Consider the following 13,826-nt stretch of genomic DNA (forward strand, 5'->3'; position numbering starts at 1 on the left):
ACTTCAGCAATAGCGGATACCCCCCTGCCATGGCCACACTGACCATCACCCGACTGGGCCATCAAGGCGATGGCATTGCCGAAGGCCCGGTTTTCGTGCCCCGCACCCTGCCCGGAGAGGTGGTTGAAGGGGATGTTGCAGGCGGGCGCATGGCCGCGCCGCGCATTATCACACCGTCAGACCAGCGCATAAAGGCCCCCTGCCCGCATTACCGCAATTGCGGCGGCTGCGCCGTGCAACATGCGCGCGAAGAGTTCGTCACCGACTGGAAGCAGGACATCTTGCGGCACGCGTTGTCTGCACAAGGGATCGAGGCCCCGTTTCGCGCGCCCCATATCTCGCCCTTGCACAGCCGCCGCCGCGCAAGTTTCGCAGGCAGACGGCTGCGAAACGGGGCCTTGGTGGGCTTTCATGCCCGCGCGTCGGACGTGCTGACGGCTGTGCCCGATTGCATGATCCTGCACCCTGCCCTGATTGCCGCCTTGCCAATGCTGGAAGATCTGACCGCGCGCGAAGGGTCGCGCAAGGGCGAGTTGACGCTGTCGCTGACGATATCCGAAGCGGGGCTTGATCTGGCCGTGACAGGCGGCAAGGCACCGGACGGGCCTGTGCGCGCGACGCTGGGGCAATGGGCGGGGCAAGCAGGCCTTGCGCGCCTTGCATGGGAGGGCGAGGTGATTGCGCAGGAACAGCCCCCCTTTCACACCATCGGGCGGGCGCGTGTCACGCCGCCACCCGGCGCATTCCTGCAAGCCACCAAACCCGCCGAAGCCGCGCTACAAGCCGCAGTCGCGGATGCGGTCGGGCCAGCCAGTCAGGTGGCGGATTTGTTTGCGGGCTGCGGCACATTTGCCCTGACACTGGCCGAACGCGCCGAAATCCACGCGATTGAAAGTGACGGGGCCATGCTGCATGCCCTTGATGCGGGCTGGCGGCAGGCTGTTGGTCTGAAACGGATCACCACGCAAACCCGCGATCTGTTCCGCAACCCTGTCCTGCCGGAAGATCTGGCGCGCTTTGATGCTGTGGTCATCGATCCGCCCCGCGCGGGTGCAGAAGCGCAGGCAAAGGCACTGGCGAACAGCCGCGTGCCCGTAATTGCAGCCGTGTCGTGCAACCCCGTGACATTCGCGCGCGATGCGAAAGTGCTGATACAGGGCGGGTATCGCCTGAATTGGGTGCAGGTTGTCGATCAATTTCGTTTCAGCCCCCATGTGGAGCTTGCAGCCCAGTTCGTGAGATAGCATATCGCAGCCAGCAGACAGGGCCTTGCAACGACAGTGACTTGGGGAAAGACAATGTTCAGCCGCGAAAAGACCGCCGCTTTTTTGGAACAGGCATGGGTGCGCAACGGGATTATCGGGGTCATCGTGTTCAATGCCGTTTTGTTGGGCATGGAAACATCAGACACCCTGATGGGGGCTGCTGGCCCGTTGATCCTGACGCTGGACAAATTGTGTCTGACGATCTTTGTGCTGGAAATCGCGCTGAAGTTTTACGCGCACAGGTTGTCATTCTTCCGGTCGGGCTGGAATGTCTTTGATTTTCTGATTGTCGGTATTGCGCTGGTGCCCGGTGCACAAACCTTCAGCGTGCTGCGCGCCTTGCGTATTCTGCGCCTGCTGCGCGTGGTGTCGGTCAGCCCCAATCTGCGCCGCGTGGTCGAAGGGTTTATCAAGGCCCTGCCCGGTATGGGGTCGGTGTTTTTGCTGATGGGGATGCTGTTTTACATCGGCGCGGTCATGGCCACCAAACTGTTCAAGGACAGCTTTCCCGACTGGTTCGGCGATCTGGGCAATTCGGGATATACGCTGTTCCAGATCATGACGCTGGAATCATGGTCGATGGGCATTGTCCGCCCTGTGATGGAAACCTACCCCTATGCATGGGCGTTCTTTGTGCCGTTTATCATGGTGACGACCTTTGCCGTGGTCAACCTGCTGGTCGGTCTGATCGTCAATTCCATGCAGGATGCGCATGCCGCCGAAAGCAATCAGGCGACCGAAGATTACCGCGACGAGGTTCTGCGGCGCCTTGCGGCCATCGAAAACCGCCTGAACGAGCAGGACAAACCCTGAGGCCGGACTGACACGGTTGCGTGATCAAAACTGCAAAACAGCTTGGCAGAATCGCGCTTTTCAGGCAATGCTGCAAGAAAAGCCAGAGGCAGTAATGCAGTTTTTTCGTTTGATCGCAGCTTTGACGGTGCTGGTCGCGCTTGCGGCATGTTCCACAAAGCCCAGCAAGTTCCGCACCTATAATGGCCCGGAAGTGACGAAGGTGATGGTCTACAAGGCCAGCCGCCGCATGGAATTGTGGCATTATGACCGCTTGCTGCGCGTGTTCGAGGTGGATCTGGGCGGCAATCCTTACGGGCACAAGGAACGCGAAGGCGACCGCCGCACACCCGAAGGCAATTACATCATCGACCGGCGCAACCCCAACAGCCGCTTCCATCTGTCCATCGGGCTGGATTACCCCAATGAAGCGGATAAGGAACATGCGCTTGAGAATGGCTGGCGTCCGGGCGGCGATATCTTCATTCACGGGCGCGGCCCGCAATTCCAGAATGCGCGCGGGGACTGGACAGATGGCTGCATAGCCGTCAGCGACCACGAGATGGAAGACATCTATGCCATGGTGCGCGATGGCACCCCCATCCATATCAGCCCCGGCCCCGCGCCCATGCTGGCGGCATCTACAAAACCGGGGCGCGGCATGGCCCCTGCCAGATTGCGGTTCTGGAACCGTTAAGGTTCAGCGCGCGGGCGGCTATTGGCCTGAAGGGGGCGTTGAAGTTTCCAGAGGCGCGGAGCAAAGGCCGCAGGCCGCCGCGCCATCGGTGGGCCGTCCCGCGGCCTGCCGATTTGGCAAGTGACACGCCAAGCCTATGATCTTGGGAATATGCAGCCCGTATAAAGTGAACTTCACCAACGCCGGATCGGCAGACCCCGGCCCACCGCTGGCGCGGGCTTTATCCAAGCGCGAATAACCGCAAAAGGCCAGTTTCAACCAGCCCTGTACGCCCACGCCCCTACAGCCCTTTCGACATCTGCTTGCGCATCAGCCAGCCTGCGGCCAGAACCGCCACGAAAACGAACCCGATGATGATTGTCGCCAGCGCGTTCACATCCGGACTGACCCCCAGCCGCACCTTGGAAAAAATGACCATCGGCAAGGTCGATGCCCCCGGCCCTGTCACGAAACTGGCGATCACCAGATCATCCAGCGACAGCGTGAAGGCCAGCAACCAGCCCGACACCAGCGCAGGCGCGATCACCGGCAAGGTCACATCGAAAAACACCCGCACCGGCCCCGCCCCCAGATCGCGCGCGGCTTCTTCCAGCGATTCGTCCATGCTGCGCAGCCGCGATTGCGCAATCACGGCCACGAACGCCGCACAAAACGTCGTATGGGCAATGATCACCGTGACCATGCCGCGCCCGGCGGGCCAGCCAAGGGTAAGTTCCATGGAGATGAACAACAACAACAGCGACAGGCCGGTAATGACTTCGGGCATGACCAACGGTGCCGTGATCATGCCGGTCAACAGCAAGCGGCCCGTAAAGCGGCTGAATCGTGTCAGAACAAACGCGCCCAGCGTGCCGATAACTGTGGCCAGTGTGGCGCTGAAAAACGCCACCTTCAGGCTGACCCACGCTGCGCCCATGATCTGGCGGTCATTCAGCAATTCGCCATACCACCGCGTCGAAAACCCGCCCCATACCGTCACAAGGCGCGAATCGTTGAAGGAAAACACCACCAGCGAAATGATCGGCGCATATAGAAAAATGAACCCCAGCAGCACCGCCACAGGCAGGAACCATCCCCGCATCAGTCTGCCCCCCGCCGGTTTTGCACCGATTGCAGCCACATGATGGGTGCTACCACCAGCACCAGCATGACAATCGCCACCGCCGATGCCACAGGCCAGTCGCGGCTGCCAAAGAACTCGTCCCACAACACACGGCCAATCATCAGCGTATCCGGCCCGCCCAGCAACGCAGGGATCACATATTCCCCGATGGCAGGAATGAAGACCAGCATGGACCCCGCCACAATACCGGGCAGGGACAGCGGCAGGGTGACCGTGAAAAACGTCACCACGGGCGAGGCCCCAAGATCACTTGCCGCTTCCAGCAGCGCGCCGTCCAGCTTGGTCAGATTGGCGTATAGCGGCAGGATCATGAAGGGCAGATAGGTATAGACAATGCCGATATAGACCGCGAAATCGGTCTGCATCATGACCAGCGGCTGATCAATCACGCCCATCCCTATCAACATGTTGTTGATCACGCCATTGGTGCGCAAAAACCCCATCCACGCGTACACACGCAGCAGGAAACTGGTCCAGAATGGCAGGATCACCAGCAGCAGCAACAAAGACCGGCGCGGTTCTGGCGCGCGGGCAATGAAATAGGCCATCGGATAACCGATCAGCAGCGCAAATACCGTCGAGATTGCCGCGATCCTGATCGAGGACAGATAGGCGTTGCGATACAGCGCATCCGTCAGCAAAAACCGGTAATTTTCCAGACTGGCAATAATCTCCAGCGACCCGTCGGGACCACGTTCAAACATGGGCGTATAGGGCGGGCGGGCAATGATGGCTTCGGCCAGCGAAATACGCCCCAGCACGAAAAACGGGGCCAGAAAGAACACCAGCAGCCACAGCATGGGAATGGCAATCACCAGCGTGCGCCCAGACAGGCCCAGCTTGCCCACAGCCCAGGCCGTGCCGCGCCACGGGGCAGAGCCGGTGATCATTTTTCCCGCACTCATTCGGTCAGCACCCTGAAGGCTGCGGGCTGCACACTGATCCAGACGGGTTCATCCCAAGAAATCGGGTCTTCGTCGCGCAAGCGGTTGGACTGGCTGGCGCGGATCAGGCGGCCATTTTCAAGCCGGATGCGGTATTGCGTCATATGGCCGATATAGCCCAGATCCTCGACCACGCCGTGCCACGCATTATGCGCGCCATCGGGTTTCTGGCGCGACAGGGCAAAGCGTTCGGGGCGCACCGCCCCCCAGACCTGCTGGCCGCGCGTCAACCCGGTTTGCGGCGGCAACAGCACTGGTCCCAGTTCCGCGGTTTCAATACGCATCAGATCAGGGGCAACAGCATCTACCTTGCCGTCAAACAGGTTCACCGTGCCAATAAAGTCGGCAACAAAGCGGGAATTGGGCCGCTCGTATATCTCGTGCGGTTCACCGATTTGCGCGATCATCCCGTCCTTCATCACCCCGATACGGGTTGCAAGGGTCATCGCTTCGTCCTGATCATGGGTCACCACGATAAAGGTCACCCCAAGGCTTTCCTGTATCTTGATCAGTTCAAACTGGGTTTCCTCACGCAGTTTCTTGTCCAATGCGCCCAGCGGTTCATCCAGCAACAACACCTTCGGGCGTTTGACCAGCGCGCGCGCCAGCGCGACACGCTGGCGCTGCCCGCCCGACAACTGGTCGGGTTTGCGCCGCGCCAGTTTTTCCAGCTTGACCATTTTCAACATCTCGCCCGCGCGGGCATAGGCTTCGCGCTTGCCCAGCCCTTCGCGCAACAACCCGTAGGCCACGTTTTTTTCCACACTCATATGCGGGAACAACGCATAGGACTGGAACATCATATTTGTGGGGCGGCGGTCCGGCGGCACGCGCGCCATATCTTCACCGTCAATCATGATGCGCCCTTGGGTCGGGATTTCAAACCCCGCAAGCATGCGCAAAAGCGTGGATTTCCCGCAGCCGGATTCACCCAGAAGGCAGAACAATTCACCCTTATAGATATCCAGATCGACATCAGACACGGCGGTGAAATCGGCAAACTGCTTGACCAGCCCCTGCACGGAAATGAATGGCTGTGCCCCTGCGCTAAGCCAGGGTCTTGTATCGGCAGCGATTGCTGGTTTTTGCATGCAGTCTTCCCGAACAAGCACCAAAGGGAAATGCGCCGCGACCACACAGCCTGTGCAGACGCGGCGACCGGATTTACTGGCCCGTGCGCAAGCGCGTCCACAGGCGCGTGCTTATCCGTTCGGTCCGGTTGTCATAGGGCTGCAATGTCCAGAACCCGGCGCGCGCGGCGTCCGACGGATAGACGGTCGGATCGTTCAGCACATCTTCGTCAATAAACAGGGTCGATGCCGCATTCGCATTGGGGAACATCACATAATTGGTAATATCCGCTGCAATCTGCGCATCCATGATGAAATCGATGAAGGCATGCGCCCCTTCAGGGTTGGGGGCATCAACCGGAATGGTCAGCATGTCAAACCACAAATGCGCCCCTTCATCGGGAATGGCATAGCCCACCTCGAAACTCTGGCCGGTTTCAGACGCGCGCTCCGCCGCTTGCAGCACATCGCCCGACCACCCGACCGCAAGGCAGATTTCGCCATTGGCCAGATCGGAAATATACTGCGAGGAATGGAAATAGCGCACCGTGGGCCGGACCTGCATCAGCATATCGGCTGCGGTGTTGAAATCCTCCTCCGAGGTCGAGGTCGGGTCCAGCCCCAGATAGCGCATCGCGGGCGGGATCAGTTCCTTTTCGGTGTCCAGCCAAGCAATGCCGCAATCCTGAAACAGCGCCGCCTTTTCTGGGTCAAACAGAATGGACCAGCTGTCGACGACATAATCGTCGCCCAGACGGTCTGCCACAGCTTGCGCGTTATAGCCGATGCCCGTTGTGCCCCACAGATAAATGACCGAATGTTCATTTCCCGGATCAAAGGCCGCCGCCAGTTCCATCAGGTCAGCGTCCATATTGTCCAGATTGGGCAACAGATCGCGGTCCAGCGGCTGATAGACACCCGCCATGATCTGGCGCTGCATGTAATCGGATGTCGGCACCACCACGTCAAACCCTGAAGACCCTGCCAGCATCCGCGCTTCCAGTGTTTCATTGGAATCAAACACATCGTAATTGACGGAAATGCCGGTTTCTGCGGTGAACTTTTCGATCGTATCAGGTGCGATGTAATCGGACCAGTTGAAGACGTTAATGCTGTTTGCAGTTGCGCTTCCGGCCTGAAGGGCCATTGCAGCGCTGACTGCAAGAATAAAACGGTTTGTCATGGATTGCGTCTCCCTGCTACGGGCAAGCGCTGTTTTATCATCTTGCGCTTTCGCCCAGTGTTGCCTGATCATTCCACAAGAAAAGGGCAGGCCTTGGCAAGCCCATTTCGGCGCCTGGGGAAAGTATTGATCAAACCCTGCCGAAATCCGGCGCGCGCGCCCATATTCGCACCGCGTCACCCCTCTACCTTCAGAACGATCTTGCCGATATGAGCAGAGCTTTCCATACGCGCATGAGCCGCACCCGCATCGGCAAGCGCGAATTCACTGTCGATAACAGGTGCAAGGCTGCCCGCAGACAGGCGGGGCCAGACTTTTGCTTCCAGATCCGCCGCAATCGCGGCCTTGGCCGCGTCGGATTGCGGGCGCAGGGTCGATCCGGTCACCGTCAGGCGGCGCATCATCAGGGGTGCAAAATTCACGGCAATTTTCGGGCCTTGCAAAAACGCGATCTGCATCAGCCGCCCGTCATCGGCCAGGGCTTTCAGGTTGCGCGGAATATAATCGCCGCCCACCATATCCAGGATCAGGTTTGCGCCGCCTTCGGCTTGTAACACCGGCACGAAATCTTCTGCGCGGTAGTTGATCGCGCGTTCCGCCCCAAGGCGGATACAGGCCGCGCATTTGTCATCACTGCCCGCAGTCGCAAACACGCGTGCGCCAAACGCATGGGCCAGCTGTATGGCCGTGGTGCCAATACCGGAAGACCCGCCATGCACCAAAAACCGCTCGCCCGCCTGCAAGCGCCCGCGCATGAACACATTGGACCACACGGTAAAAAATGTCTCGGGCAGGCAGGCGGCGGCTTGCAATGTCATGCCATCCGGGACAGGCAACACCTGCCCCGCATCCGTCACGGCGTATTCCGCATAGGCCCCGCCGGGAAACAGCGCGCAAACCGCGTCCCCCGTTTGCCACCGCGTGACACCCGGCCCCACGGCCACAACATGCCCCGCCCCTTCCAGACCGGGCAAGGGGGACGCGCCTGCGGGCGGGTCATAGGCGCCTGCGCGCTGCAAGGCATCGGGGCGGTTGACGCCCGCATAGGCCAGCCGGATCACCACCTGCCCCGCGCCCGGCACCGGCACCGGACAGACAACTTCGCGCAGCACATCCGGCCCGCCGGGGGCCGATATTTCGATCGCGCGCATCATATGTGACATGGTCATCCTGTTTCTACCCGCTTCATCTTGCGTCAAATACTCCGGGGGGCAAGGGGGCAGCGCCCCCAAACCCCGCCAGCGTCAAGCCACGCCGCTCAGGGCATAATCCCAATAAAGCTGCCTTGCGCGCAACCCCATGCGTGGCGCGCCCATGTCGCGATTAAGGTAGCGCGACACCGGCATCACCTTGGCAATATTGCCGGTGACGAAAATTTCTTCTGCCGCATCAAAATCGTCCAGCGTCAGGCTGGTTTCCACCACCTCTACCCCGTCCGCGCGCAACAGGGTGATTACGCGCTGGCGGGTAATTCCGTTCAGAAACATGCCATTGGGCACGGGCGTGAACACCGTGCCGTCGCGCACCATAAACACATTCGTCGATGCGGTTTCGGCCACATGCCCGTCCACATCCAGCGACAATGCGTTTGAAAATCCGCGCGCGCGCGCGTCTGCCATGATGCGCGCATTATTGGCATAAAGCGATCCGGCCTTGGCCTCGGTCAGGGCCATGTCGGGGCGCGGGCGGCAGAAGGGCGACACTGTCAGCGAAAAGCTGCCCGGATCAGGCATGTCCAGCGCTTCGATACATATCGCAAATCCCGTGCTTTCGGGCACAGCGTCAATAATTCCGGGCGCGGACTCGCGCGACCACATCATCGGGCGCAGATACAGCGCTGCATCCGGCGCAAAGTGTTTGCACCCTTCTTCCAGCAGCCCCTGAACGGTATCCGCATCCACCGGCGGCACCATCGCAATGGCCTGCGCTGACCGGATGATGCGGGCGGAATGCAGGTCCAGATCGGGGCGGGCGCCGTCAAACTGGCGCGCCCCGTCAAACACTTGCGATCCCAGCCATGCGGCATGATCGGCGGCCCCTATGATGGGGGCATTGCCCTTGTGCCACTGGCCTTCATACCATGTGACAATCTGTTTTCCGACAGCCATAGATCAACTCTCCGCATCATCCCGTAACCGGCGCAACCTGCGGCGCAAATGCGCGGGCGTCAACCCTGTCCGGGCGGGGTCGGGCGCAAATGCCCGGGCAGGTCATTGCGCAGATCGGGCGACGGGGCCTTGATGCATGACAACACGGCACGCGGGCCTGCAAGAACCGTGCGCAACAGCGGGTTGCGGTTCGCCGCCGCCTTGACCCGTTCAAACTGCATCACATCATCAATGCGGCGGTCCAGAAACGACCATGTCGCCTGTGCACCCGCGCTGTCATCGCCCAGCCAGAACAGCACTGTGGCGGAATACACCCCCGACAATGTGGCGCGTTTGGTATACCAGTTCACATCGCGCGATGTGTCGCCAAGGGCGGTCCAGATCATATCGACCGTGCCCCAGATGGCACGCGCGCCGTCGGCAGCATAGGGGGGCAGCGCAAACAGCGTGGTGCCGCGCCGGACCAGTTCGCGATCCTCGCACGCCTCTATCCGGTAGCGCACCGCTGTTGCGATACGGTCGCGAAAGCGCAGTTCCTGCAAATCGGTCTCTGCCAGCCGTGCCAGCATCTGCGCATCGCCGCGCCGGTGATAGGCCAGCGCCATATCCACGCCCCCACGCGGAAACAGCGCTTTCGCATGCGCGCCATCCAGCCCCACATCGCGGGCCGCGGCGCGCAGGCTTTCGTCGCTCCAGCCATCGAAGGGCACATGGTTCAACGCTGCATCCAGCAAGATGTCGGATTGTTCGGCCATGTTGCGGCACCTCCCGTGTGTGGGTTGCTATGGTTCTTGTGACTAGACATAGCACATCGTTTTTGCTATGCGAGCGCTTCCTGCACTAATGCAACACTAACTTGGAAAGGTGGTGAAAACCACATGCAGGTATCGGTTCGTGATAACAATGTCGATCAGGCGCTTCGTGCACTGAAGAAAAAACTTCAGCGTGAAGGTGTGTTTCGTGAAATGAAGCTTAAAGAGCATTTCGAGAAACCCTCCGAGAAGAAAGCCCGTGAGAAAGCTGAAGCGATCCGCCGTGCGCGCAAACTTGCGCGCAAGAAGGCGCAACGCGAAGGTATGCTGTAATACGGCAGAACCATGGCGCGGGGTAACCCGTGCCTGAAATACGAACCCCCACAGGCCCGTCCTGCGGGGGTTTTTTTCTGGCCCGCGCTGCTTTGTCCATTCCCAAGGCATCTTTGATGCTGACGCAGGGGCAATTCATCTATCCTGTCACGCAGGCTTGCGTTTATCGGGGTTTTGCGTGTTAGTATCGCGTCACAGCAAATCCGTGACAGGGACCATGCCAGCAACGCCAGTGATAGAAATTCGCGATCTGCACAAATCCTATGGCACGCTGGATGTGCTGAAGGGTGTCAGCATCAACGCACAAAAGGGCGATGTGGTGTCGCTGATCGGGTCATCGGGGTCGGGCAAGTCCACGCTTTTGCGGTGCTGCAACCTGCTGGAAGACAGCCAGCAGGGCGAAATCCTGTTTCAGGGCGAACCCGTGCGCTGGCGCGGGGCGGGACACAGCCGCCAGCCCGCAGACCGCGCGCAGGTGACGCGCATTCGCACGAACCTGTCGATGGTGTTCCAAAGCTTCAATCTGTGGGCGCATATGACCGTGCTGCAAAATGTCATGGAAGCGCCGCTGCATGTGCTGAAGCAAGACCGCGCACAGGTTGAGGCCCGCGCGCGTGCGCTTCTGGACAAGGTGGGCATTGGCGACAAGGCCGATGTGTTTCCGGCGCAAATGTCGGGCGGGCAGCAACAGCGCGCCGCGATTGCGCGCGCGCTGTGCATGGAACCGGCGGCGCTGCTGTTTGATGAACCCACATCCGCACTGGACCCCGAACTGGAACAGGAAGTCGTGCGCGTGATCAAGGCGCTGGCGCACGAAGGGCGCACCATGCTGATTGTCACCCATGATATGCGTCTGGCGGCAGATGTGTCCGATCATGTCGTATTCCTGCATGATGGCCGGATCGAAGAACAAGGCCCGCCAGAGTCGCTATTCAAGACGCCGCAATCTGCGCGACTGAAACAATTCCTCAGCCACGCGCAAGCGGCCTGAGACAACCATAACCAACGACGATTCACCAACAAAACGGGGAGACGACATAATGAAAACGACAAGCCTGACTCTGGCAGCACTCGCCTTGGCAACATCGGGCGCCATGGCGCAGGACGTGGTGCGCATGGGGTCCGAAGGGGCCTACCCCCCCTATAACTTCATCAATGACGCCACGGGCGAGCTTGACGGCTATGAGCGCGAGCTTGGCGATGAACTTTGCCTGCGTGCGGGATTGAACTGCGAATGGGTCATCAATGACTGGGACACGATTATCCCCAATCTGGTATCGGGCAACTATGACACCATCATGGCCGGTATGAGCATCACCGACGCCCGCATGGAAGTGATTTCGTTCACGCAGAACTATCTGCTGCCCGAACCTTCGGCCTATATCGGGCTGGCAGGCACAGACGCCGCCGTGCGCGACGGCGGCGTGATCGCGGTGCAGTCCAACACCATTCAGGCAGGCCATGTCGCCGAAGGCGACGCAGACCTGCTGGAATTCCCCACACCGGATGAAACCATTTCCGCCCTGCGCAATGGCGAAGCCGATGCCGTGCTGGCCGACAAGGCGTTTCTTGCCCCCTATGTGGGCGATTCCGGCGGCGAGCTGGTCTTTTTGGGCGATGATGTCCTGCTGGGCGGCGGGATCGGCATTGGCGTGCGCCAAAGCGATGACAGCCTGCGCGAAACATTTGATGCCGCGATTGCCAGCATGAAGGAAGACGGCACGCTGAACGAAATGATCGCCAAGTGGTTTGGCGACGAACACCCGAAATTTGACTGACCCTGCATCAGGCGGGGCCAGTATGCCCCGCCTGTAGCCCCGTGCGCACGCATGTTCAGTTTTTGCACCGACCCGTCCAGCCTGCCGCAATGGCAGTGGTTTGCCTGTTATCTGACAAGCGCAACCCATCTTAATTTTTATCACGCCTTCGGGGTGGTGTTGCTTTTGCTGGCCATCACCGCGCCAGCAGCGCTTGCCATGGGGATGGCAGGCGCTTTGGCGTTGCGTTCGCGCATACCGCCGCTGAACTGGTTGGGCAAAGGCTATGTCAATATCGTGCGCGGTGTGCCCGATATTGTGTTTTTCCTGTTCGTGCCCATCGCGCTGGGGCAAGGGATTGAATGGGTTCTGCACCAGATCAACTGCCCCGACTGGGACCAGCCCATCCGGCAGGGCAATGATTTCATCGTATGCCGTGACGCCAAGATGCCGCCGGTAAATTCGCCGCGCTGGGTGTATGATGTCTATGGGTTTTTCATGGCCGTTATCGCCTTCGCGCTGGTGTTCGGCGCCTTTGTGGCCAACACACTTTACGGGGCCATGCGCGCAGTCCCGCAGGCGCAGGTTGAGACCGCCGAGGCCTATGGCATGACGCAGCGGCAGGCATTCCGGCGCATCATCTTGCCGCAGATGTGGGTTTACGCGCTGCCGGGCCTGTCGAATATCTGGCAGATCCTGACCAAGGCCACGCCGCTTTTGTTCCTGCTGGGCATTCAGGACATTGTCTATTGGGCGCGCGAGTTGGGCGGGCAGAAAACATCGCTGTTCACCTACCCGCATCCTGACTGGCGGGTGTGGTATTTCCTTGTTCTGCTGTGTTTCTACCTAACACTGACATGGGCCAGCGAACGCGCATTCGCGCGGCTGAATGACAAGTTGTCGCGCGGACAGGCCACCGCTGCGGGTGAACGCCAGCGAAAGGCCGGATCATGAGGACATGTCTGGAAAGCCTGCAAGGCTACGGGTTGCGCGCGCTGGGGCGGCAATATGGCGAAAACCTGTTGCCGCGCGGCCTTGATATTACGCTATGCGACCAGATTTTCCTGATCGGCAGCGGGTTGATCTGGAACATCTATTTTGCGGCCATCGCCATCGGGATCGGGTTCGGTCTGGCCACGGGCGTGGCACTGGCCAAATTCAGCCAGAACCGCTGGATCAACCGTCCCGCATCCGCCTTTGTGTTTATCTTTCGCGGATCGCCATTGTTCATCCAGTTTTTCTTTTTCTATGCGCTGTTCATCCTGCTGCCGCGGACGGGGCTGGAAATTCCGCTGGGCTTTACGACCCTGACAGTCAATACCAGCGCGCTGACCACGGCGCAGGTGGGCGGGCTGGTGGTTCTGGTGCTGAACACAACTGCCTATTCGGCGGAATTGTTCTACGGCGCGTTGCGGTCCATCCCAAAGGGCGATCTGGAAGCGGCGGACGCTTATGGCCTGTCGGGGTTTACCAAATTCCGGCGCGTTGTCTTTCCATCCATGCTGCGGCTGGCATGGCCCAGCTACACGAATGAGGCGATCTTTCTGACGCATTCCACCACGCTGGTCTTTCTGTCGGCATTCCCCGCGCGCCAGCAATCGGGCGAGGCATTCTATTACGCGCGCTATTTCGTGGACCAGACTTTTAACCCCTTTGTGGCCTATCCGATTGTCGCGGCCTATTTCGTGGCGCTGACACTGGCCATTATCGGCATTTTTGCGCTGGCAAATCTGCGTTTGAACCGGCATCTTCCGCGCGAACGCCGCCAACGCCTGCGGTTTCGCCCTCAATACATCCGCTAG

General features: G+C 60.0%; 15 protein-coding genes. 8 read left to right on the forward strand and 7 right to left on the reverse strand.

Translation table 11 applies throughout. The features are described from left to right. The first annotated feature begins 29 nt into the window (after positions 1 to 29). The 3 genes from P8S53_RS12830 to P8S53_RS12840 all read left to right on the forward strand — a co-directional run bounded on the left by P8S53_RS12830 (position 30) and on the right by P8S53_RS12840 (position 2,754). On the forward strand, positions 30 to 1,244 hold the full coding sequence (locus P8S53_RS12830) for a class I SAM-dependent RNA methyltransferase (RefSeq protein WP_277804362.1): 1,215 nt from the start codon (positions 30 to 32) through the stop codon (positions 1,242 to 1,244). Positions 1,245 to 1,298: 54 nt separating this feature from the next. After that, entirely contained in the window at positions 1,299 to 2,078 is a 780-nt protein-coding gene (locus P8S53_RS12835; protein WP_277804363.1) for an ion transporter, read from the forward strand. A 94-nt stretch (positions 2,079 to 2,172) separates the two neighbouring features. After that, entirely contained in the window at positions 2,173 to 2,754 is a 582-nt protein-coding gene (locus P8S53_RS12840) for a murein L,D-transpeptidase family protein (protein ID WP_277804364.1), read from the forward strand. A 280-nt stretch (positions 2,755 to 3,034) separates the two neighbouring features. Here P8S53_RS12840 and P8S53_RS12845 read toward each other — a convergent pair whose 3' ends face one another. From P8S53_RS12845 to P8S53_RS12875, 7 genes are all read right to left on the reverse strand, one after another. Next, entirely contained in the window at positions 3,035 to 3,835 is an 801-nt protein-coding gene (locus tag P8S53_RS12845) for an ABC transporter permease subunit (protein ID WP_277804365.1), read from the reverse strand. Continuing rightward, a complete protein-coding gene (locus P8S53_RS12850; RefSeq protein ID WP_306417930.1) occupies positions 3,835 to 4,677 on the reverse strand; it encodes an ABC transporter permease subunit in 843 nt (280 codons plus the stop codon). The genes P8S53_RS12845 and P8S53_RS12850 overlap by 1 nt, the downstream gene beginning before the upstream one ends. Positions 4,678 to 4,778: 101 nt before the next feature. Continuing rightward, complete coding sequence (locus P8S53_RS12855) at positions 4,779 to 5,912, reverse strand: ABC transporter ATP-binding protein (protein WP_277804367.1); 1,134 nt, start codon at positions 5,910 to 5,912, stop codon at positions 4,779 to 4,781. Positions 5,913 to 5,985: 73 nt separating this feature from the next. After that, positions 5,986 to 7,074: a polyamine ABC transporter substrate-binding protein gene (locus P8S53_RS12860; RefSeq protein ID WP_277804368.1), complete on the reverse strand. Its 1,089-nt coding sequence runs from the start codon at positions 7,072 to 7,074 to the stop codon at positions 5,986 to 5,988. Positions 7,075 to 7,250: 176 nt separating this feature from the next. Beyond that, complete coding sequence (locus P8S53_RS12865; protein WP_277804369.1) at positions 7,251 to 8,237, reverse strand: NAD(P)H-quinone oxidoreductase; 987 nt, start codon at positions 8,235 to 8,237, stop codon at positions 7,251 to 7,253. 81 nt (positions 8,238 to 8,318) lie between these two features. Beyond that, complete coding sequence (locus P8S53_RS12870; RefSeq protein WP_277804370.1) at positions 8,319 to 9,182, reverse strand: branched-chain amino acid aminotransferase; 864 nt, start codon at positions 9,180 to 9,182, stop codon at positions 8,319 to 8,321. A 59-nt stretch (positions 9,183 to 9,241) separates the two neighbouring features. Then, complete coding sequence (locus tag P8S53_RS12875) at positions 9,242 to 9,937, reverse strand: COQ9 family protein (protein WP_277804371.1); 696 nt, start codon at positions 9,935 to 9,937, stop codon at positions 9,242 to 9,244. Positions 9,938 to 10,060: 123 nt separating this feature from the next. On the opposite strand from P8S53_RS12875, the gene rpsU reads away from it, so the two are divergent. The 5 genes from rpsU to P8S53_RS12900 all read left to right on the forward strand — a co-directional run bounded on the left by rpsU (position 10,061) and on the right by P8S53_RS12900 (position 13,826). Further along, positions 10,061 to 10,267 (forward strand): 30S ribosomal protein S21, encoded by a 207-nt coding sequence (gene rpsU, locus P8S53_RS12880; protein WP_274350468.1) that lies wholly within the window; start codon positions 10,061 to 10,063, stop codon positions 10,265 to 10,267. 217 nt (positions 10,268 to 10,484) lie between these two features. Beyond that, the gene (locus P8S53_RS12885) at positions 10,485 to 11,258 is read left to right on the forward strand and encodes an ABC transporter ATP-binding protein (protein WP_277804372.1); all 774 of its coding nucleotides are present in this window, start codon (positions 10,485 to 10,487) and stop codon (positions 11,256 to 11,258) included. A gap of 49 nt (positions 11,259 to 11,307) precedes the next feature. Beyond that, entirely contained in the window at positions 11,308 to 12,045 is a 738-nt protein-coding gene (locus P8S53_RS12890; RefSeq protein WP_277804373.1) for a transporter substrate-binding domain-containing protein, read from the forward strand. A gap of 51 nt (positions 12,046 to 12,096) precedes the next feature. After that, positions 12,097 to 12,978 carry an ABC transporter permease gene (locus P8S53_RS12895; RefSeq protein WP_277804374.1) on the forward strand — a complete coding sequence of 294 codons (882 nt, stop codon included), beginning with the start codon at positions 12,097 to 12,099 and terminating at the stop codon, positions 12,976 to 12,978. After that, positions 12,975 to 13,826 carry an ABC transporter permease gene (locus P8S53_RS12900; protein ID WP_277804375.1) on the forward strand — a complete coding sequence of 284 codons (852 nt, stop codon included), beginning with the start codon at positions 12,975 to 12,977 and terminating at the stop codon, positions 13,824 to 13,826. The genes P8S53_RS12895 and P8S53_RS12900 overlap by 4 nt, the downstream gene beginning before the upstream one ends.

The organism is Roseinatronobacter sp. S2, assembly GCF_029581395.1.
GTDB lineage: Bacteria > Pseudomonadota > Alphaproteobacteria > Rhodobacterales > Rhodobacteraceae > Roseinatronobacter.